This is a genomic window from Clostridium sp. CM042, assembly GCF_055080995.1.
The window spans coordinates 1,845,662-1,866,605 of sequence record NZ_CM143646.1 but is presented as its reverse complement, the minus strand read 5'-3'; the positions used below and the strand labels follow the sequence as shown (position 1 = coordinate 1,866,605).

Genomic DNA, 20,944 nt, shown 5'->3' with positions numbered 1-20,944 from the left:
AAATTATTCCATTAAGAATTAATGTCAATTATCCTAAGCTATTTTTAGTGTTTTAAAAATAGCTTCAAGAGAACTTCCTAGGTCAGCTTGGTTAAAGATCCAGGATACTCGTTCTTTTTTAGATTGATTTCTTGCACTCTTAATTCCAACGTTGAAATTCAACGTACCATTACTTACTTCTAATTCACAGTATACGTAGGTAATCATTAGTAACAAGAAATATCTATTTATACTACGGTTACCTCTTACTTGGTAATGATTTAATCCAAGATGTTTTTTAGTTTCTCTGAAAAAGGTCTCAATTGGCCATCTAAATTTATAGTGATTTAGGAGTTCTTCAGTTGTGATAGTGGTATCTAGACTTATAAATGCTCTTAAGCAACCGATTTTAAATAGAGCTTCTTTAGGCCAACAAAGAGCTATCAACGAATCCTTTGCATCATTAAGTTTGCCCCTGTATGTGTAGACATTAAAAGAGTATCGCACAATAACATAACTGTAACTAATTGATGACCATAAACTGTTTTACCTTTTAAATGAGAATGGTGAAATCCAAATTTTTCAGTAGGTTTATTAGCCTTTGACGAGGGCACAGTCTTCTCTGAAATAGTGTCATATATTACAATATAAATAGGCTTACCAGTTATTTTAGATGTTTCCCATATTCTCATAATTACACGTTTTTTAAGAGCTTTTTCAACAAAATTTTCATCCCATGGACTCTCAGATAAGAACTTTTAAGTATTAGTCCGATGCCTAACCGGCATAAAGTCTGAAACGTCAGTTACTTTTCCGCAGTAGCCTTTTGTTACCATCGAATTTATAAATAATATCAGATGATGAATTCGGGGCGTTGTAAGATAAAGAATTATCTTTAATTCAATTAAAAATTTGTATATTGCCGATGATTTTGTTACAATTGAGTTGTTAAACATTTATGTTTTCTCCTTAGTTATGTTTTTGTGTAGTGACTTAATTATAACAGGAGAATGCATAGATGTTTTCCTTTTTTTGATATATGGAAATTAATGGATCCATTTTCGCTCATTTATAGAATTAGCTATTTTAGGTGTCTGCAGGTGCCTTTGATATAAATAATGCAATTAATGTAATTATTAATTGTAGTAAACAATTAAAAATATTATAATAATGGGGAAGAGGATTAAAAAATGAGGGCTCTTGTTAGTTATCAGATGGCAAGTGCTGGAGAGGCAGCTTTATGGAACATGGGTAGGAAAGGAAGATTTACAATAACAACTACTACTAATCCGTTGCTTTATTTAGCGTAAGCTAAAGGAAAAAAATATTTTTGAGGAGTTTTTGTTATGGGCATTTTAATTTATTCAGTTATACCATATATGATTTGGTTGGGAATAGACGTTTTTAGGTATAATAAAAACCTTAAAAAAGGGAAAGATACATTTCAAATAAATCAATTAGTAAACGTAATGTTTTCTAGTGGAGGTTTGGGTTTTTATTCAACAAATGTTGATTTTAGTAAAGATATGATTGCTACTCTGATTGGATTATATGCAGTAATTTATACTGTTTATTGGGTTATATGTCATTTGTAAGAAGTAAATATGATAGATCATTTATGTCAAAATAAAGGATGCATTTATACAAATAATGGCGATTGTAGCAGGATTGCTCCTATATATCATAAAAAAATGAATAAAAGAGTATAAACAAGATAATTCTATTATCACACATTTAATAAAGAGTTGGGAACATCCATAGATTTGTGTAAATCAAATCTATGGATGTTTTTTTGTATTTTGAATAGAGGCGTCTCAAAATAGAAAGTGATTTCTAGAGTGAGGCTTTAAATAGAGTATGATAAATAGCGAATAGATAGTTTAGACTAACAGGGGTACGGCAACATAGCCATCAAGCTAAGCCACATTAAATAATATCGGACTATCACCATCTACAATATTTTACCATTAATTTTTCTTTCGTGAATTTGTGCTAAATGTTAAAAAAGGTCATAATAACCTTTGCCCTTTAAAACTGGAATGTTTTATCGAATTAACAAGTTAACATCTTTATTTTCAACTTCAAAAATTAAGAAAGAGTGGTCATCAAAAATACACTCTTTTTTATATTTAAAACTAGTATCCTCCAACATTTCAAACCATCCAGTTTCTGTATTTAATTCAAATACGGGACATTGGTTATGGTTAATATCTCCAATATAAATGGCTCTTGTTTTTTTCAAAATTACTCCCTCCTATGTCTTTCTAGTTATAAATCAATAAATGGGTAGTGCTCGCAAAGCGTAAATTCACAACGCTAAACCAGTTATTTACAATTCGGTGTTATTATTTAAATATTTTAACTTAGAATTAATATGTAAAAAACAACTTTACTTCCCCTTATATTCCCTTTATAATAAATATATATCATAAAATTTTCAAAAATTACGTTATATTAGGGGAAGATACATATGAATAAAAAAATTATTACGTCATTACTAATCTGTACATTTTGTGTTTCAAGTTTTACAAATGTTTTTGCAGCAGAAAAGGGATTAAATAACCTCCTTCTACTTCAAGTAAGTATATAGTAGCATCCGTTACTAATTCAGAAACAAATATTGAAGATTTTTTAAAATATGATAATGGTTTTTTAAAATTAAAGGGAGAACTTCCTAAAAATGAAGAACAGAGTATGAAAGACTATGTAGCTATTATAAATGAACTGATTACAAATAATCAAATTAAAATTAATGATACATTTGAAATTTCAAAAGTTAACCAAAGAAGTAAAAGAGATGTAACTCCTGGAGTATGGAGAAAAGTTGGTTATTTATCTCATAGCCAGATTACAACAATCACAAACATTGCAGCATGGACCGGAAGTGGAACTACAGCAAGAGGAGGTTATCCTCTTGTTAAAGAAATGATGAAAAAGGGTATTACTGGGATATCGAGGGGAGATGCTATTTTATTTTTCTTTGATCTTACCGTAGCAATGGGCGTATGCAATTTAAACAGTGCATGTGGTAAAAATAATCATAAAGGTGCATATATTTTAAGATATGGAAATAATAATATGTTTACAACTTCACCTACCCCTAAAATATAATATTTTTTAATAAAAAGAATACAAATCTAGATTAATAGCTTTGTATTCTTTTTATTATTAAATATTTACGAAACCAAGGCATTAAACCGATGATTGAATCATTATAAATAAATTATTGGATACAAATAACTAATTAATTTAGGAGTGATGTTATGAGAAATAATAGTCTGTGTACAATTTTTATAAATTTTATTATTACTTCTATTGTGTTTGTTGTAATTTCAATGAACAATATTTTTTTTGAAATGAGCATAAAAGAAGCATTTGCATCTGCAGTGATATTTAATTTACTAGACTTGATAATTTTAGGGATAAGAAAAGTAGTAAGAAAGAAAAAATGAACATTAGCCTTACTAAGGGTAATTTAAATAATTTACACTAGGGGGGAGTCCACATAGACATAAATCTAAGCAATATTATCATTAAATCGAAATTTTCATAATGTAACCTACTTTTTTGGGGTACGGCAACATAGCCATCAAGCTAAGCCACATTAAATAATATCGGACTATCACCATCTACAATATTTTACCATTAATTTTTCTTTCGTGAATTTGAATGGTGTATTTTAAGTTCATATTAGTATTCAAATAATTTCATGGCATGCCAAAAAAACCACTATATAGTGGGAATATTCGCAATTTTTTTAAGTTGGTTTATGCTGCAACTTTAGCCTGCACTGATGTTCGTTTATAACAAATTCCAAAGTTGCAAAAAGTTTTATATCTTTATCCAATTTTAAGTTTTCTTATATCATTTGTAAATTACCCCCATTGATGTGTTTTTATTATCTTTTAAATAATAACATTTTTACAAATGGGGGTCTTTATTTTTATAGAATTTTCTTAGCTTGATGGCTATGGGGTACGGCAACGATTAGTGGTGCGTCGCGACAGGGCGTATATTATAGCAGGTGGGAATCCTGTCAAGTTAAGATTTAGCAAATCGCTTTGTATCGAGTCTTAGAGATGTTGCGGTAACGTAACATTTTAAGCGTAGACAGAAAGTTAGCGAGGTAGAATTGACTGGGTGTGCGACCTTTTTAGTTAGCGAAAACGTTGTGTAGTAGTGACGATAAGCTTTCTAGGCTGATAGAATAGTTACTTAAGAAATGGTTTCTGTTAGTTAACTGATATTTTCGAGTCCGGCATAGGAGCCAATAATCTTATGGATACTGAGGCTTACTAATACTCCTGCCAGCGTTGCAGTAATGTAATGTTGCGAAGCATAGGTGAAGACGGAGACACTGGCTGTAAAGTCACACTTCGGGTACTGTTGCATATGAATATAATTTCCTTGTTGTTAAATTTCGTAATCAATGATGCCTATCCCTAGTTCAGATGGGAGGTTGAATTAATTTTTCTACTTCAATGTATATACCTGGGTACAGATGGAGGATAACCTTATGGTGGTTATAGATTAGGTGTAAAACCTAACCAGGTAAGAACTGAGAAAAACGGAGTAAAGAGGAGTTCTAAGTGCAATATTTAAGGAGAATATATCGGTAAAGGTGATTGACCTAACGGATAAGGATTAATAAGTCGATTCTGCAATGTTTGAGGACTAGTTGCACCGAAAGGGTAAGCTAAGAAAGAATATTAATAGGTTAACAGAGGGGCCGTAGTACCGCTTGGATATCATATTAAGAAATGTGGTAAAGGAAAGGGCCTTAGACGTTTTAGTGTATAAAATTATTTTTGTAAATTCTAATTCGCCAAATTAGATGAAAGAGACTATTCGTACAGAAAGGAGGTGGAGACTCCTATGAGTACAAACAATATTTATTATGTAGATATGAAAAAAAGATTTGAAAATTTCCAGAATAATAGAATAGATATGCGTAAACTGCACGAATTAGTTTGCTCGGAAGAGAATGTTATGTTAGCAGTAAGACAATTAGGGAAAAGTAAAGGTCGTATGACAAAAGGCCCTGATGGCTCAAACTATGATACTTTAACGGAACGATGTTTTTGTGAACTAGCAGTAATAGTTAGAGAGAGACTATATAACAAGAAAATGGATTATGTAAAACGTGTGTATATTCCTAAGGGGAATGGAAAGAGAAGACCAATAGGTATTTGCAGTGTGTGGGACAAACTAGTTGAGAAATGTATACAATTAGTTCTAGAACCGTACTGCGAAACTAAATTTGTTCCTAGTTCATTTGGATTTAGGGAGCAAGTATCTACACATAATGCAATAGCTAAAGTTAAAAATCAATGCACAACTATGCCTTATGTATTATCAGTTGATATGGAAGACTATTTTGGAACATTAGATGCTGATGTAATGTATAGAGAGTTATGGAGTATCGGTATTAAAGATAAAGTGATTTTGAATTATATATATCGTTTCATTAAAAAAGGATACTTTGAAAAAGGGTGTAAGATATATGACCCTAAAGGAAGTGCACAAGGAAGTATATTAGGACCTTTACTATCTAATATTTATTTGCATAGATTTGACGTTTGGTTAAGAGACCAAGGTGATGATTGGCATGATAAGAGTACGAAAAAGTTTGTTAATAGTAATGGTAACTGTAGAAGAAATATGAGATATACTAATTTGAAAATTGGTATTCATGTAAGATATGCTGACGATAGTGCGCCACGAAAGCGTGGTAATCAACTCGCAAGAGTTGATTAATATAGCTGTGCTATACAGATGATGGAGGAAGGTCCTCCGAAATCGCCATGCAGGTGGAGATTTCAAACTACCTTAAGGTGCTGTAATCAAAAGTTATGGTGCTTAGCGTTAAGGAAAAGGCAGAGGTAAATCTGTCAAGTATGTACTAAAGAGATGAACGAGCATGTGAATCACTTACGAAAATGTCGAAAGCGTAGAGACTCCATCAAAACCAGGGGGTAGTCGTTAACTTGGGATAAGCCTAGAGGAAACCTGTTTACTGGCTAGGCGGTGGGCGGCATAAAGGTGGCATGACTTTAGTATGGGCATTTGTATGGAACGTGGGAACCTACGGCTTGATGTTAAGAGAGTATTTCAAGCAGAAGAACTGTGAGAAAAGAGTATCGATGCAAGCATAGGGGCAGATTGGGTCGTAGTAGTGAAGAAACTTCTGTAATGGAAGTGGAGCAAAGGACTTCAAGTTATTCAGTTTCAGAAATAAGTCAACTTTGAAAAGGAGGAGGAGCTTATGATGGAAACAAAGCCGTTTAATATTTCTAAAAGAGCTGTAGTTACAGCTTACGAAAAGGTGAAAGCAAACAAGGGAACATATGGAGTTGATGGACAGTCAATTGAAGATTTTGAAAAGAACTTGAAAAATAATCTATATAAAATCTGGAATAGGATGTCATCAGGAAGTTACTTTCCCCAACCTGTAAAAGCAGTTGCAATTCCAAAGAAAAGTGGAGGAACTAGATTACTAGGGATACCGACTGTTGAGGATAGAATTGCACAAATGCTAGTTAAACTATACTTTGAACCAGAAGTAGAGACTATGTTTTATGAGGATTCCTACGGATATAGACCTAATAAATCTGCAATACAGGCACTTGATGTTACAAGAAAAAGGTGTTGGAGGAAAGATTGGGTCCTTGAATTTGATATAAAGGGACTATTTGATAATATCAAACATGACATTTTAATTAAAATGGTAAAAAAACATACAAATGAAGAATGGATTATTCTATATATTCAAAGGTGGTTAACTGCACCATTTCAAATGGAAACGGGAAAACTAGTGCCAAGAATCTCTGGAACTCCGCAAGGGGGTGTCATAAGTCCAGTACTTGCGAATCTGTTTTTACATTATGTGTTTGATGATTTTATAACAAAAGAATTCAAAACAATTCCGTGGGCAAGATACGCAGATGATGGAATAGCACACTGTGTATCCCTAAAACAGGCTAAATATCTACAAAGACGGTTGCAAGAAAGGTTCGAAGAATACGGATTGCAACTGAACCTTGATAAAACAAAGATTGTATACTGTAAAGATGATGATAGAAAGGGAGATTATCCAAATATATCATTTGACTTCCTAGGGTATACATTTAAGCCTAGAGGCGCAAAAAGTAAATATGGAAAGTATTTTACAAGTTTCTTACCAGCGATAGCAGATAATGCAAAGAAAAGAATTAGGAAAGAAGTAAGAAGTTGGAGAGTACAGTTGAAGGTAGATAAAGACTTGTGGGATATATCAAGTATGTTTAATAAAAAGATACAGGGGTGGATTAACTATTATACACATTTCTATAAAACGGAAATGTATTCAGTATTAAGATATATCAATAATGCTTTAGTAAAATGGGTTCGAAGAAAGTATAAGAAACGAAAACATAAACGAAGAGCAGAATATTGGTTGGGAAGTATTGCGAAAAGAGATAGAAATTTGTTTGCACACTGGAAAATGGGAATATTACCAACGACTGAATGATGGGAGCCGTATGAGCTGAGAGGTTCACGTACGGTTCTGAGAGAAACTAAGGGTGAAGTTCCCTTGGTTTACTTACTTACTTATACTTTGTGAAAGTAAATATCACGCTGAAAAATTTAAATATAGCGTAAATAGGTACTTAACAAAGAACTTGAAATTGAAAATCAATCAAAATAAGACGAAAATATATGATTTGAATAATGATAAAATGAAATATCTAGTATATAACTTTAGTTTAAGGAAAGTGAATAATAAATATAATAAGACTAGAAATATGCATTGTGTCAATGACTTACCAGAAGATAAAGCAGATATAATTGTTAATGAATGTAGAAAAAAGTTGAGTAAGATTAAGAAAGAACCTAAATATGAAAACATAATGGCTTGGAATATCTATATAATAGGGTTACATAACTATTTTAGAGGGATGAATGAATTTAACGAAAGCTTTGGAGAGCTAGGATGGCGGATTTACAAGAAATTTTATAACACAATGGAGGATAAAACTACATTTACAACTAATCAAGAATTTAAGGATAACTTTATGAATGGAAAATATAATAGTTGGGGTAAAACTGGATACTATTTGTATGGAAGTAGTAAAATTCCTATAGTGCAGATAGGTTGGGCTAATTGGGATAGTAATCTAACACATGCTATTAGAGGTAAAGTAACTAGGCCTAACCCATATGATTATGGAGAAAAGAAAAATCATAAACCTGGAGTTTCACTGGAAGATATAAAATATCTAGTAGAAAATGCGAAGTGGTCAAATGAGAGCAGTAAGTATTGTGAGTTTAGAATTAGCAAATATAGTAGTTGCAAAGGTAAAAGCTATTTGTCGGGCGATTTTGTGTCTGTTGAAGAATATCATTGTCACCATAAAACACCACGTGGTAAAAACGGCAAAGATGCGTTTGATAACTTGTGTGTATTAAGTGTAGAAGAACATAGGATACTACATAGTAAAACTCCCGAAAGACTATTAACAATAGTAAATAAAAAATTTCATAAAAGAGTTAAAGAATTGATTGATTTAGTAGCTTAGAAATAAGCAATATAAATATGTTGGAAATTCATAGAAACGTTGGAAAGCTGTATGCGATGAAAGTCGCCCGTACAGTTTGGGAGAGGGGAAAAGGCCGAGGTAAAAATATCGGAGCTTTACCTATTCTCATGGTAACCCAGCAGTGAATGGTATTGAGCTTCGAAAAGTTGGTCAATATTTTTTAAAACATTCAATTATCGATTTATACACAATAATCCCGTATGTGTTGGTACCTTCATTATTATTTACGTTTGTAGATAAAATTTTTTTGGATGAAAAATATAAAAACAGAAACGATTTGCGTAAAAAACAGTCATAAGACAGTGAGTCCTATTTTAACGACATTTTAGAAGGAAGTCCCACTTATATAAGTGGGAGCTACATACATTAACAAACAGAAAACTCCAGTGGGAGTATAAATATCCTTCTGAAGTCGTCAATGCAGCTTCTGTGAAGCTGTTTCAGCTCCGCAGGAGATAATTTAATGAAGCATAAAGCAAAAATAGGGAAAGCCAGGGAGAAGAACTATTCGAAATATAGTGTATATAGTATTATACTAATGCTAAAAATACCTTAGAGGAGGGAATAAAAAATGGCATTTTTACAAGTGAGATTTGCTTCAAAAGCCTTAAAAAGAGATGTTACTTTCAATGCTCTTATACCAATTGATACAATGGAAATACCAGAGCAAGAAATAATTAAGAAAAAACCAATGAAAGCGCTGTATCTCTTGCATGGGTTAACTGGAAATTACACTGATTGGGTTTGTAGTAGTAAAATTGAGGAACTATCTTTAAGACACAATATCGCAGTGTTTATGCCCTCTGGAGAAAATAATTTTTATTTAGACGATGTTGATAAAGGCGAATTGTTTGGTGAATTCGTTGGAAATGATTTAGTGGAATTTACACGCAGGATATTTCCGTTATCAAGGAAAAGAGAAGATACATTTATAGGTGGGTTATCTATGGGTGGATATGGAGCAATTCGAAATGGATTAAAATATTGTGACAACTTTAGCCGTATAATTGCATTATCTTCTGCTATAGTTACATACAATATTGCTGGAGCTTCTAGTGATTTTAAGGACGAAGTTCGTGACTATAAATTTTATACTAGAGTATTTGGTGATCTGAATCAACTTTTGGGTAGTGATAAAGATCCAGAGGCGCTTATTATTAAATTGAAGAAGAAAAATGCTCCAATTCCTAAAATATATATGGCGTGCGGTACAAACGACTTTCTGTTAGATGTAAATCATAAATATCGTGATTTTTTAATTTCAGAAAATATAGATGTAACATATGTAGAAAGTCGTGGCAGCCATACATGGGATTTTTGGAATGAATATATTGAAAAAGGAATCAGATGGGCAGTTAAAAATAAGTAAATAAATTGTTGTATTGCTTTTTACTATCAGGAGTGGTACGGTTAGATTGATTTTAAATTAACAAAGTTATCGTTCTGAATGCACGAGGGTTCGTCCCGAATGAGAAGGCGAGAGAATAGTTGGTATATTCCAAAGAACATACCTTTATTGGTTGTACCTTTGGTTTTAACGTACTATCCTTGTGCCTTTTCGGGTGCAGGGGTTTTTTTAATTGTTTAAAAGAAAGGATGTTGCCAATGGAAACAAGAATTGCTCTAATTGGAATTATCGTTGAAAACACAGATGCGGCTCCAAAGCTTAACTCTATTCTACACGAATACAGAGAATACATAGTAGGAAGAATGGGAGTACCATATCTGAAACGCAATATTTCGGTAATAAGTATCGTTGTGGATGCGCCGAATGATGTTATCAGTGCCCTGTCAGGTAAGCTTGGAATGCTACCAAATGTAAACATAAAAACGATTTATTCTAAGGCGCCACCTATAGCGAAGCAGTAAAAGGATGATTAAATTAAGGATTAAAAGAGTTTGAAAATTTATAAATAATAAATAATAAAAGGAGTTTATGCTATGTATGATAATAAGTCTAAAAATGCAACTGAGTTTATTGATGACGATGAAATTCTATCTACCCTTGCTTATGCTCGAGAAAATAAAAGGAATCGTGAGCTAATTGATAGTCTGATAGAACGTGCAAAAGACTGTAAGGGTCTAACACATAGGGAGGCAGCAGTACTTCTTGAATGTGATTTGGAAGATGAAAAAGAAAAAATGTTCAAACTGGCAAAAGAGATTAAGCAGAAGTTTTATGGTAATCGTATTGTTATTTTTGCTCCACTATATCTTTCGAACTATTGCGTAAATGGTTGCGTATATTGTCCATATCACGCTAAAAATAAAACAATATCCCGTAAAAAACTTACGCAAGAAGAAATAGCGCAAGAGGTTATAGCACTTCAGGATATGGGACACAAGCGATTGGCTTTAGAATCAGGAGAAGACCCTGTGAACAATCCAATTGAATATATCCTTGAAAGTATAAAGACCATTTATAGTATTAAGCATAAAAATGGAGATATCCGACGCGTCAATGTCAATATTGCTGCAACTACAGTGGAAGAATATAAGAAACTTAAGGATGCGGGCATAGGTACCTACATACTTTTCCAGGAAACTTATAACAAAAAAAGTTATGAGGAGTTGCACCCAACAGGACCGAAACACAATTATGCATATCATACTGAAGCTATGGATCGTGCCATGGAAGGCGGTATTGATGATGTTGGAATCGGAGTTTTATTCGGTTTAAATATGTACCGTTATGACTTTGTTGGACTACTCATGCATGCAGAGCATTTAGAGGCATCTATGGGTGTGGGTCCACATACAATTAGTGTTCCACGCATTTGCCCTGCTGATGATATTGACCCAAATGCGTTTTCAAATTCAATCTCAGATGAGATGTTCGAAAAAATTGTGGCTATTATTCGTATCGCTGTTCCATACACTGGCATGATTGTTTCCACCCGTGAATCGAAAATAACTCGTGAGCGTGTGCTGGAACTGGGAATATCTCAGGTAAGCGGAGGCTCATGCACCAGTGTTGGCGGATATTCGCAGAATGAAACGGAAGAAGATAACTCGAAGCAATTTGAAGTAACCGATACCCGAAAATTGGATGAGATTGTAAACTGGCTTTTGGAATTTGGGTATATTCCAAGCTTTTGCACCGCCTGTTATAGAGAAGGACGCACAGGTGACCGTTTTATGAGCCTTGTAAAGTCAGGTCAAATTGGAAACTGCTGTCAGCCAAATGCACTAATGACACTTAAAGAATATTTAGAGGATTATGCTTCACTTGATACCAAGAAAAAGGGCGAAATGGTAATTGAAAATGAGATTCCTAATATACAAAATGAAAAGGTTCGTGCAATTGCAATAGAGCATTTAAAAGAGCTTAAGGAAGGAAAGCGAGATTTCCGTTTCTAATATTACAAAAAAGATATAGCAAAGTTTTGCTATATCTTTTTTAATGTTATGGGTCTATACAGGTATTTCTATTAGTAAGTCTGAACCATCAGTATAAGAATTCATATATAGCATTTTATATACTATAGGATTATAGTACTAAACAATTATAGGGATTTTGTAAGGATTTGAAATATAAAAGAAAACGAATTCATTGGAAATATCTATTATAATGTAAATAATTATATTATAATAGATATTAACAAAGATTAAATATTAAAAGGTTTTAAATATTAATGTATGTTGAGAGGGGATATTTATGTATGATGTAATTATTATAGGAGCAGGAGTAGTAGGAGCAGCTATAGCAAGGGAACTTTCAAGATATAATCTAAAAATAGGTGTTTTAGAAAAAGAAGATGATGTTGCAACTAAAGCATCAAAAGCAAATAGTGGCATAGTTCATGGTGGGTATGCTGCAAAGCACGGTACATTAAAAGGGCAATTATGCGGAAAAGGAAACAAAATGTATAGAAGTCTTGAGAAAGAATTAAATTTTGGATACAGACAAACAGGAGCTTTAGTGATTGGATTTAATGAAGGTGACGAGGCGAAAATTACTGAGCTTTATGAAAATGGTCTAAAATTAGGGTGCAATGATTTAGAGGTGATAAGAGGAGAGAGACTAAAAGAAATAGAGCCACACTTAAATAGTGAAGTAAGTGTAGCACTTTATGCTAAAAGCGTAGGGGTAGCGTCTCCTTATGAATTTACAATTGCATTAGTAGAAAATGCTATAACTAATGGGGTAGAACTTAAGCTTGAAAATGAAGTAATATCCATAGAAAAATTAGAAGATAAGTTTATTGTACATACTAACAAGGAGGATATTCAAGCAAGATATATTATAAATGCTGCTGGGATGCATAGTGATAATATATCTAACATGGTAGGGATTTATGATTTTAAAATAACACCAAAGAGAGGTCAATATATTTTAATGGGAAAAGATCAAGGTCACCTTGTAAATACTGTTATTTTTCAAGTGCCTACAGAAAAAGGGAAAGGGATATTAGTAGCTACCACTTATCATGGCAATTTTATGATAGGACCTAATGCAGAAGAAGTGAGTAATGGAGATGATGTGTCAACTACCGCTGAAACTTTAAAATATGTCATTATGGCGGCTAGAAAGTCCATACCTGATTTTAATGTGCGAGGCGCATTAACTACTTTTTCAGGGATAAGGGCTAGTAGCAATACGGGGGATTTTATCATTGAGGAAAGCAGGGTTAAAGGATTTATTAATGTGGCTGGGATAGATTCTCCAGGACTTACATCATCGCCAGCAATTGCTGAGATGGTGGTAGAAATACTTAAGAATTCAGGAATAAATCTTGTACAGAATAATAATTTTAATCCTTATAGAGAAGGAATAATAGTAAAAAAGGATAATAGTTTTGATGGAACAGTTAATCATGAAGATAAAGCAAAAAATATAATATGCAGATGTGAGCAGGTTACAGAGTCAGAGATTGTAGATGCTCTTCATAGAAATATACCAATTAACTCTATAGATGCGATTAAAAGACGTACAAGGGCAGGAATGGGAACTTGCCAAGGGAATTTCTGTAAATCTAAAGTTAGAAGTATAATAGCAAGAGAACTGAATATTTGCGAAGATAAAGTGAGTGTGCGAGGCAAAAGTGCTTCTAAACCACCTGTTAGAGCAGAAATAAATTTGATTAGGAAATTTAGACCTTAGCAAAGGATGATAAAGTAACAAAATACAACCTTAAATATTATTATTTACAATTATCAATTGATATGCTAAAATTATTTATTATATCAAGACTTTGATTCTATTTATATGATTTATGGAGGAGCTCAATGACAAAAGGACAAATTGAAGCGAAATTAAGCGAAGCAATTAGTAAATTTGAGATTGAACACATGGGTAGAGGTCCAGAAAAAATTCGGACAATCATATTTCAAGATTTAATATTAGTAAGACTTAAAGGATTTTTAAGTAAATCAGAAAAAAGCTTGGCTCAAAGCAAGGAAGGCGTCGATTTAATTAAAAGACTGAATATTGCTTTGTTTGAGAATGCAAGAGAAAATTTGGAAGAAACTATAAAATCTATAATTGATGTTAATATAGTAAGTACTTATTCTGATGTGAGTACCAAAACAGGTGAAAAAATTATAGCTATAATTGTAGACCAAGATATTGAAGAACGATTAATAAAATAATTATGGAAGATGCATTGAAGGGTCAATGACCAGTCAAGGGGTAAGCCAATAACAATAACTCTGAGTGAGGAGTTTTTGTTATTGGCTTTTTTATTGATTTTAATTTTAGAGAAGTATTATAAAAGACGAAGGGAATGATAATATGAAATTTAAGCAAAGGTGGATATATGTGATTTTGGGAATTATAATTATGATGTGCTTAGGCACTGTATACTCATGGAGTGTTTTTAGGATTCCAATTGAAAAGGCTTTTAATATAGGATCTACTCAAAGTGGCTTTCCTTACATGGTTTCTTTAGCAGCTTATTCATTTTTTATGTTTATAACTGGAAAATATTTAGAAAAATACAGTCCAAGAATGATTATTTCTATGGGCGCACTTCTTGTAGCATTAGGATGGATATTATCTGCATATGCACCAAATATATATATTTTAACTGTAACATATGGGGTAATAATTGGCGCTGGCGTAGGTATAGCATATGGAGCTCCGATGACGGTAGTAGCAAAATGGTTTCCAGAAAAAAAAGGCTTAGTAGTAGGTATTGTATTAATAGGATTTGGTTTGTCACCACTTATAACAGCTCCACTTGCAAGAAATTTAATAGAAAGTTATGGAATAACAAAAGCTTTCCTTATATTAGGTGTATCTTTTGGGGTAATAATACCTTTGCTTTCGTATCCATTTAGATATCCGTCTGAGGTGGAAAGTAAAAGTCTTGAAACAACTTCAAGCACAAAAATTCATATGAATGGTACGAATACTGCTAAAATGATTAAATCAAAAAACTTTAAAGGGCTATATGTAAATTTTATGATTGGATCAATGATTGGACTAATGTTAATTGGAATGACAAGTAATGTTGGTGTAGAACTAATAAAGCTATCCCCCAAAACAGTAGCTTTATTAATGATCGTATTTGCAGTTTTTAATGGAATAGGTAGACCTATATTTGGATTGATTACGGATAAGTACTCGTCTAAAAATGCCATGCTAATTTCTTACGCACTAATTATTATTGCAGCATTATTAATGCTAGTGGCAAATGAAGGTAGTTTAGCATTATTTAGTATAGCGTTTTCGATATTTTGGTTTAATCTTGGAGGATGGTTAGCTATAGCGCCTACTTCAACTATTGATATGTATGGAACAAAACATTATAGTGAGAATTATGGTGTTGTGTTTACGGCATATGGTATAGGAGCCATTATCGGGGTGTTAGTTTCGGGACTTCTAATGGATATCCTTGCGAATTATAATTATATCTTTTATTTTATAATTGGTTTATGTATTATGGGTATTCTTTCATCTCAAAGAATGATTAAAACATAATCTAACACAATTGCTGATTTTAGTGGGCTAGAGTTAAGAAATGAGTGATAGTAATTTCAAAGTTATTATATTTAATGCTACGTAATATTATATTACGTAGCATTAAATATAATACAGTAAACTTCATGATGAACAGAATAATGTATTAGTATAATTTTTGGTTGAAGAAAAACCTGAAGTAGGTAGTAGATATATTTTGAGGTTAATTTAGAACTTTGGTTATAGCTAACTTTGATAATCGTTTTAAAGGTAGAAGTCCAATAATTACACAGGTGATAATGGTTTCCACACTTAGGTATGAACCGTTATATAAAAGGGAGTATAAATAAACAGAAGTTCCCTTTGGAGCATAGCTTCCGAAGAACACTACTCCAGATATGAAATGGCATGCAAATCTAGCTAGCATTGCTACGACTACGCCAATAAGTATGCCCTTAGTATCACGTGATCTAAAGTAACCAACTATTCCAATAGCCATAAAAGGAAGCGGATAATCAAATAGTACTTGCACTGGATGGAGTGCGAAGGGCTCTACTAAAAAATTAATAATTCCGAATAAAAAACCTGTTAAAAAACCAACTTCAGGACCATAAAATAAAGATGCAAGTATGATTGGAACCATGCTTCCAGCAGTAATTCTACCACCTTGTGGTAATTTTAGAATTGTAATAAACTGCAATACAGTAGATAATGCAAGAGATATACCAACTAAAGTTATCATCTGCGTAGTAAATTTAATTTTCCTAACTTTCAAAACTGCAAAGATTAATAAGAGAACTCCCAATAGTGCAAAAAGATTAATGGGAGTTTTTGTAATTTCAGCGATTCTTTCGTTAAAAGTCATTTTATAGCCTCCATGTATTGTGCTACAGAAGTATTATGGTAAAAACAAAAAAAACTATATTCACAAAAGGAATATAGTTAATGTACTTATACATCATAACCGCTTTCCTCCGCTGGTATTATCCAGATCAGGTATAAGGGTCAATGAATTAAATATTCATATCTCAGCCATTAGGCACCCCTAGCACATATATTATTATTATTATCATTTAATTATATAGCAATATATTATATTTTACAACCGGTTTTAAATATTTAATATATAAGCCTTATGCATAGCCTATCAATTATTGTAGTGAGGGAAGCAGTTAATTTTAAATTTACAAATCGGAGGGGGAAATAATAAAATAAAGAAAATACCGGAAAAGATTGATTTTATAATCTGGATGGTATAAAGTTAATAAATGTAAGGTGATCAATTTAGCATTAGGGTTACAAAATACCCAGGGAATTTATTATTAAGGGGTTTTGTATTAGGTGATCAAGATTAAAAAATAATATGTGTTTCCAAAAAATACATACAAGGAGGTTATTATGAGAAAAAAAATATTTTTAATATTTACACTCATTATTTTAATGTCTCTTTTAGGCTGTTCAAGATCTAAGACTGCTACAATAAAAAAAACTGCCCCAGTTATACCAAGCACTGTAGTTGAACCCATTAAACCGGCTGAACCAGCTCAAACCTCTTCGATACCCGCTTTTGACAAGACTGCTGTTATGAAGGCTTCAGGAAAGAGCGTTCCAGTTTTAATGTACCACTCAATTGCTTACGAAAAAGATAATCCTATCCGTCTTCCTGCTAAAAAATTAGAGGAGCAATTTAAATATTTAAAAGATAATGGTTATTACACTATTACACTTACTGATTTATATGATTATCTTATTAAGGATATACCAATACCTGAAAAATCTGTAGTTCTTACTTTTGATGATGGGTATGAAGATAATTATACGGATATGTTCCCTGTTTTGAAAAAATATAATTTTAAAGCAACAATTTTTGTTATTACTGCTAGCATTGATAAAAGTCCTAACTATTTGACTTCTAAACAACTTGTAGAGATGGAGAAATATGGAGTAGAAATAGGAAGTCATACCGTAAAGCATGAAAATTTAAAAGAGATGCCTAAGGATAAACAACTAGAAACTTTAGTTAAATCTAAAAAAGATTTAGAAAAAATATTAAATAAACAAATAAAATTCTTTTCCTACCCTTATGGCGGATACAGCAAAACTTCAATTGAGGCCGTGCGCGAAGCTGGTTACACAATGGCTTTCAGCACTGACGGCAGATGGTCTTCCAAAAATGACGGTATACTTTCATTACATAGAGTATATATAAGTTCATTCCATGATAGGGAAGAATTTAAAAAACGAATTTCTAATACAAATTAAAAGTCGGGTCCCTAAGTTACTAGGGGCCCGCTTTTATATATGTTATTCTAGGTACACCAAATTGTAAGGTGTCTCCTGATAAACATAATAATTTAACCAGTTTAAAAAAAGCAAACTTGAGTGACCTCTCCATTTTACGATAGGCGTTTTTAATGGATCGTCTTTTGGATAATAATTTTCTGGAACATTTATATTTAATCCGTTTGCTATATCCCTGTCATATTCGTTTTTTAACGTTAATGGATCATACTCTGAATGCCCGGTTATAAAAATTTGGCGTCCCTTTTTTGCTGATACAATGTAAATTCCTGATTCCTCAGATTCTGATAAAATTTCAAGCTCATCTATTTTATCAATATCAACTTTTCTTATTTCAGTATGTCTTGAATGTGGAACATAAAATTCATCGTCAAATCCACTCAAAAGTTTAACATTTTGTTTTGTTATTTTATGTTTAAATACTCCAAATACTTTACTATCAAGTTTATGTTTTTGCACTCCGTAATGATAATGAAGTCCTGCTTGAGCACCCCAACAAATATGTAAGGTAGAGTATACATTGTGAACACTCCATTCCATAATTTTTTTTAGTTCATCCCAGTAATCCACTTCTTCAAAGGGAACACTTTCAATTGGGGCTCCCGTTATTATCATTCCATCAAATTTAGAATTCTTTATTTCTTCAAAAGTATTATAAAATTTAATTAAATGTTCCTGCGATATATTTTTACATGCATGGCTTGCTGGGTGAAGAAGAACTATATCAATCTGTAGTGGAGAGTTCCCAAGGAGTCTTAAAATTTGCGTTTCAGTATCGATTTTTGTTGGCATAAGGTTTAAAATCACAATTTTTAAAGGCCGAATATCTTGGTGAAATGAACAGTGCTCTGTAATAGTAAAAATGTTCTCTTTATTTAAAGTTTTAAATGCTGGGAGATTGTCAGGTATTTTTATTGGCATTTACATCCTCCTTGTAATAAGGCATTTTCTAAAAAAAAGCTGCTTTCCTATAAGGAAAGCAGCATGATTAACTTTAATAAACAATAAAATTGTATCATAAAATTTGCTATCGTCCTTATCTTTCAGATTTTATAATCTGATGGAATTGACACCATTGCACTCCACTTAAGAATGCTGGTTGTCGGGCATCATCGGGCCAGTCCCTCTGCCGCTCTGGATAAGTTGTATTCAGTTGTTATTGCTTAGTATATTACTCATAAAAGTAATTGTCAATAGTTAAAAATGTCTTAATTTTATTTTTGACAATATTGCACATATGTGTTACTATTGCTACCGTCCATCGTAGGGTATATAGATAATTATATGCTTGATAAGATGGTTGGATAAAGCCAACTGCCTTATCCAGCATTTTTTTATTTTAGGAGGAAGTCAGTTGGAACTATCATTTGTATATTCTACATGAAATCAGGTAAATGGAATAATAATAATAATAATAATAATAATAATAATATTATTTGTTGAGGAAATTATTTGATTTTAATGTGAAAATTAAAAAGATGATTTCTGTCAATAATACAGAAATCATCTTTTTAATTCAGCATAGACTTATTTAAAATTCTTATTTACAAATGGTATGTTTTTTATTCAAATATTTTTTTTCATAGCTGCTATACATTACCCAGGCGACAGCCGCAAAGAATATTGGACCAGCTATACTCCAAAGTGTTATAGCTAATTTTCCTTCCAGTGCTGGTTGTATTATTGAGAAGAAATTTGCAAAGCCAACAGTGAACATAACTATTATTGTCCATATTAAAGCACTCTTGTCGGTTTTGAATATTTCAAAAGGCTTGATAATATCTTTATTTTTCTTAAATGGTGCAAAAGCAAAAGCTATAAACATGTATGGAAGAGTCATAGCTACGTTTGTCATTGCTACTAACACAACGAAAAAACCAGACATATTCTCTCCACCAAAGGATACAAGAGCAATCATAACACAAACTATTACAGCTTGAATCCACATAGCCCTTTGAGGCATTCCGTTTTTCATTTCTGCCATTTTTCCAGGCCATAATTTAGCTGGAGTACCTTCAATTAATTGTTTTAGTGGTGAAAACATTAATGTAAAGAATGCACCGGCTAAAGCTAAGAACATTGAAATTCCAACGAATCTAGCTACTCCATGCGCCATAGCCATGCTCGTTGCTTCGCTTGCACCGAATGCACTACCAAGAGAATATCCTAGGTTGCTCATTACCACATAACCAACATTACCTAAGTGAACGCCGTTGCCAGTCATAACCTTTGACCAGTTAGTAAATATACCAACAAGGAATATTCCAAGTGCGTATCCAACTGAGATAATAATTGCTGAAATAACAACACCCTTAGGGAAGTTTTTTTCAGCATTTTCTGTTTCGTCAACTAGTCCTCCGACAACTTCGATACCACCATAAGCAAATATAGCAAATACTACGAAAGCAAATGATGAAATCATATTTCCGCTATAAGCAGGATCTGGCGAAGATATGAATGAATTAAGCCCAACTATTGGCTGAGCTAACTGGCCATGATTTCCTATAAGGACTAGTAGTGATCCGACTAATAAGACTACGTTTAACAATGCAACTGCAGTGCCACCTAGTGAAGTTACCTTCTTAATTTTATCTAATCCCTTAGTTGATATAACTGTAACAAATATTATCCAAAGTATTCCAAGTAGTCCGAGAGTTTTAGGGCCAGTTAATCCAGTTATTCCAAATAAGGCCCAAGTCTGTGTTGTATCTTTACCAAATATTGCATTTGATATTGGGACCCATACTCCTGATGCAACGTTAACCATCCAGATTACATAAGATGCGTACCACATAAACGTTGCCATAAAAGCAAATTTGGCTCCCACTGATTTTTCCATCCATGAGTAGATTCCACCTTTTTCGTCCTTGAAAGCTGCACCAAACTCAGCTAGCATGAAAGCAAAAGGAATAAAAAATGTTATTCCTGATAAGATATACCATGGTATGGCAGCATATCCCATTTTATAAAATGATCTGGGGATGTTGTTAAAGCCATAAACTGAAGTGAAAATCATTAAAACTAATGATACCAATGTTAAATGTTTAGTATTTTTAACTTTTTCTGACATGTTTTTTCCCCCTTTAATGTAGACGATTTAATTTACTTTACTAATATCATTATATAACAATTTCCAGAAAATTCAATGGCAAAAAAATAAATTTCAGTTAATAATTAGGAA

General features: G+C 32.5%; 19 protein-coding genes and 2 riboswitches. Of the genes, 13 read left to right on the top strand and 6 right to left on the bottom strand.

The annotated features are described in order from the left end of the window. Positions 1–33: 33 nt before the first annotated feature. Both ACWJJ7_RS08765 and ACWJJ7_RS08760 read right to left on the bottom strand, forming a co-directional pair. Positions 34–426: a transposase gene (locus tag ACWJJ7_RS08765; RefSeq protein ID WP_462964853.1), complete on the bottom strand. Its 393-nt coding sequence runs from the start codon at positions 424–426 to the stop codon at positions 34–36. Next, positions 423–671 (bottom strand): hypothetical protein, encoded by a 249-nt coding sequence (locus tag ACWJJ7_RS08760; RefSeq protein WP_462964852.1) that lies wholly within the window; start codon positions 669–671, stop codon positions 423–425. Before ACWJJ7_RS08760 ends, ACWJJ7_RS08765 begins: the two co-directional genes overlap by 4 nt. Positions 672–1,325: 654 nt before the next feature. On the opposite strand from ACWJJ7_RS08760, the gene ACWJJ7_RS08755 reads away from it, so the two are divergent. Then, positions 1,326–1,574: a hypothetical protein gene (locus ACWJJ7_RS08755; protein WP_462964851.1), complete on the top strand. Its 249-nt coding sequence runs from the start codon at positions 1,326–1,328 to the stop codon at positions 1,572–1,574. A gap of 449 nt (positions 1,575–2,023) precedes the next feature. Here the strand turns inward: ACWJJ7_RS08755 and ACWJJ7_RS08750 are convergent, their stop codons facing one another. Next, positions 2,024–2,221: a hypothetical protein gene (locus ACWJJ7_RS08750; RefSeq protein WP_462964850.1), complete on the bottom strand. Its 198-nt coding sequence runs from the start codon at positions 2,219–2,221 to the stop codon at positions 2,024–2,026. A gap of 452 nt (positions 2,222–2,673) precedes the next feature. Between ACWJJ7_RS08750 and ACWJJ7_RS08745 the strand changes: the two genes are divergently transcribed. From ACWJJ7_RS08745 to ACWJJ7_RS08695, 11 genes are all read left to right on the top strand, one after another. After that, positions 2,674–3,090, top strand: coding sequence for a hypothetical protein (locus ACWJJ7_RS08745; RefSeq protein ID WP_462964849.1), 417 nt, complete (start codon positions 2,674–2,676; stop codon positions 3,088–3,090). Between the two features lie 152 nt (positions 3,091–3,242). Continuing rightward, on the top strand, positions 3,243–3,431 hold the full coding sequence (locus ACWJJ7_RS08740) for a hypothetical protein (RefSeq protein WP_462964848.1): 189 nt from the start codon (positions 3,243–3,245) through the stop codon (positions 3,429–3,431). A gap of 1,423 nt (positions 3,432–4,854) precedes the next feature. After that, on the top strand, positions 4,855–5,736 hold the full coding sequence (locus tag ACWJJ7_RS08735; protein WP_462964396.1) for a reverse transcriptase/maturase family protein: 882 nt from the start codon (positions 4,855–4,857) through the stop codon (positions 5,734–5,736). Positions 5,737–6,244: 508 nt separating this feature from the next. Next, complete coding sequence (gene ltrA, locus ACWJJ7_RS08730) at positions 6,245–7,489, top strand: group II intron reverse transcriptase/maturase (RefSeq protein WP_224578743.1); 1,245 nt, start codon at positions 6,245–6,247, stop codon at positions 7,487–7,489. Positions 7,490–7,697: 208 nt separating this feature from the next. After that, positions 7,698–8,537 carry an HNH endonuclease signature motif containing protein gene (locus ACWJJ7_RS08725; RefSeq protein WP_462964847.1) on the top strand — a complete coding sequence of 280 codons (840 nt, stop codon included), beginning with the start codon at positions 7,698–7,700 and terminating at the stop codon, positions 8,535–8,537. 592 nt (positions 8,538–9,129) lie between these two features. Continuing rightward, entirely contained in the window at positions 9,130–9,927 is a 798-nt protein-coding gene (locus tag ACWJJ7_RS08720; protein WP_462964846.1) for an alpha/beta hydrolase, read from the top strand. 236 nt (positions 9,928–10,163) lie between these two features. Then, positions 10,164–10,427 carry a TM1266 family iron-only hydrogenase system putative regulator gene (locus ACWJJ7_RS08715; RefSeq protein WP_462964965.1) on the top strand — a complete coding sequence of 88 codons (264 nt, stop codon included), beginning with the start codon at positions 10,164–10,166 and terminating at the stop codon, positions 10,425–10,427. Between the two features lie 72 nt (positions 10,428–10,499). Next, positions 10,500–11,918 (top strand): [FeFe] hydrogenase H-cluster radical SAM maturase HydG, encoded by a 1,419-nt coding sequence (gene hydG, locus ACWJJ7_RS08710; protein WP_462964845.1) that lies wholly within the window; start codon positions 10,500–10,502, stop codon positions 11,916–11,918. Positions 11,919–12,216: 298 nt separating this feature from the next. Further along, positions 12,217–13,662 (top strand): FAD-dependent oxidoreductase, encoded by a 1,446-nt coding sequence (locus ACWJJ7_RS08705; protein ID WP_462964844.1) that lies wholly within the window; start codon positions 12,217–12,219, stop codon positions 13,660–13,662. A gap of 125 nt (positions 13,663–13,787) precedes the next feature. Then, the gene (locus ACWJJ7_RS08700) at positions 13,788–14,150 is read left to right on the top strand and encodes a Na-translocating system protein MpsC family protein (RefSeq protein WP_165412621.1); all 363 of its coding nucleotides are present in this window, start codon (positions 13,788–13,790) and stop codon (positions 14,148–14,150) included. Between the two features lie 142 nt (positions 14,151–14,292). Continuing rightward, positions 14,293–15,483 carry an L-lactate MFS transporter gene (locus ACWJJ7_RS08695; protein ID WP_462964843.1) on the top strand — a complete coding sequence of 397 codons (1,191 nt, stop codon included), beginning with the start codon at positions 14,293–14,295 and terminating at the stop codon, positions 15,481–15,483. Between the two features lie 202 nt (positions 15,484–15,685). Here ACWJJ7_RS08695 and thiT read toward each other — a convergent pair whose 3' ends face one another. Then, a complete protein-coding gene (gene thiT / locus ACWJJ7_RS08690) occupies positions 15,686–16,327 on the bottom strand; it encodes an energy-coupled thiamine transporter ThiT (protein WP_462964842.1) in 642 nt (213 codons plus the stop codon). 87 nt (positions 16,328–16,414) lie between these two features. Then, positions 16,415–16,519: riboswitch (TPP riboswitch) on the bottom strand. A 341-nt stretch (positions 16,520–16,860) separates the two neighbouring features. Here thiT and ACWJJ7_RS08685 point away from each other — a divergent pair. Beyond that, a complete protein-coding gene (locus ACWJJ7_RS08685; RefSeq protein ID WP_462964841.1) occupies positions 16,861–17,724 on the top strand; it encodes a polysaccharide deacetylase family protein in 864 nt (287 codons plus the stop codon). Between the two features lie 42 nt (positions 17,725–17,766). On the opposite strand, the gene metA is transcribed toward ACWJJ7_RS08685, so the two are convergent. Next, on the bottom strand, positions 17,767–18,684 hold the full coding sequence (gene metA / locus ACWJJ7_RS08680) for a homoserine O-acetyltransferase MetA (RefSeq protein ID WP_462964840.1): 918 nt from the start codon (positions 18,682–18,684) through the stop codon (positions 17,767–17,769). 112 nt (positions 18,685–18,796) lie between these two features. Further along, positions 18,797–18,908: riboswitch (SAM riboswitch) on the bottom strand. A 395-nt stretch (positions 18,909–19,303) separates the two neighbouring features. Further along, positions 19,304–20,833, bottom strand: a complete 1,530-nt coding sequence (yjeM, locus tag ACWJJ7_RS08675) for a glutamate/gamma-aminobutyrate family transporter YjeM (protein ID WP_462964839.1) — start codon at positions 20,831–20,833, stop codon at positions 19,304–19,306. Positions 20,834–20,944: the final 111 nt, after the last annotated feature.

What these genes read in the sequence shown, in the direction of transcription:
- ACWJJ7_RS08760 (WP_462964852.1), bottom strand. Translation starts at nt 671, where the DNA reads ATGAGAATATGGGAAACATCTAAAATAACTGGTAAGCCTATTTATATT.
- ACWJJ7_RS08755 (WP_462964851.1), top strand. Translation starts at nt 1,326, where the DNA reads ATGGGCATTTTAATTTATTCAGTTATACCATATATGATTTGGTTGGGA.
- ACWJJ7_RS08745 (WP_462964849.1), top strand. Translation starts at nt 2,674, where the DNA reads ATGAAAGACTATGTAGCTATTATAAATGAACTGATTACAAATAATCAA.
- ACWJJ7_RS08740 (WP_462964848.1), top strand. Translation starts at nt 3,243, where the DNA reads ATGAGAAATAATAGTCTGTGTACAATTTTTATAAATTTTATTATTACT.
- ACWJJ7_RS08735 (WP_462964396.1), top strand. Translation starts at nt 4,855, where the DNA reads ATGAGTACAAACAATATTTATTATGTAGATATGAAAAAAAGATTTGAA.
- ltrA (WP_224578743.1), top strand. Translation starts at nt 6,245, where the DNA reads ATGATGGAAACAAAGCCGTTTAATATTTCTAAAAGAGCTGTAGTTACA.
- ACWJJ7_RS08725 (WP_462964847.1), top strand. Translation starts at nt 7,698, where the DNA reads ATGAAATATCTAGTATATAACTTTAGTTTAAGGAAAGTGAATAATAAA.
- ACWJJ7_RS08720 (WP_462964846.1), top strand. Translation starts at nt 9,130, where the DNA reads ATGGCATTTTTACAAGTGAGATTTGCTTCAAAAGCCTTAAAAAGAGAT.
- ACWJJ7_RS08715 (WP_462964965.1), top strand. Translation starts at nt 10,164, where the DNA reads ATGGAAACAAGAATTGCTCTAATTGGAATTATCGTTGAAAACACAGAT.
- hydG (WP_462964845.1), top strand. Translation starts at nt 10,500, where the DNA reads ATGTATGATAATAAGTCTAAAAATGCAACTGAGTTTATTGATGACGAT.
- ACWJJ7_RS08705 (WP_462964844.1), top strand. Translation starts at nt 12,217, where the DNA reads ATGTATGATGTAATTATTATAGGAGCAGGAGTAGTAGGAGCAGCTATA.
- ACWJJ7_RS08700 (WP_165412621.1), top strand. Translation starts at nt 13,788, where the DNA reads ATGACAAAAGGACAAATTGAAGCGAAATTAAGCGAAGCAATTAGTAAA.
- ACWJJ7_RS08695 (WP_462964843.1), top strand. Translation starts at nt 14,293, where the DNA reads ATGAAATTTAAGCAAAGGTGGATATATGTGATTTTGGGAATTATAATT.
- thiT (WP_462964842.1), bottom strand. Translation starts at nt 16,327, where the DNA reads ATGACTTTTAACGAAAGAATCGCTGAAATTACAAAAACTCCCATTAAT.
- ACWJJ7_RS08685 (WP_462964841.1), top strand. Translation starts at nt 16,861, where the DNA reads ATGAGAAAAAAAATATTTTTAATATTTACACTCATTATTTTAATGTCT.
- metA (WP_462964840.1), bottom strand. Translation starts at nt 18,684, where the DNA reads ATGCCAATAAAAATACCTGACAATCTCCCAGCATTTAAAACTTTAAAT.
- yjeM (WP_462964839.1), bottom strand. Translation starts at nt 20,833, where the DNA reads ATGTCAGAAAAAGTTAAAAATACTAAACATTTAACATTGGTATCATTA.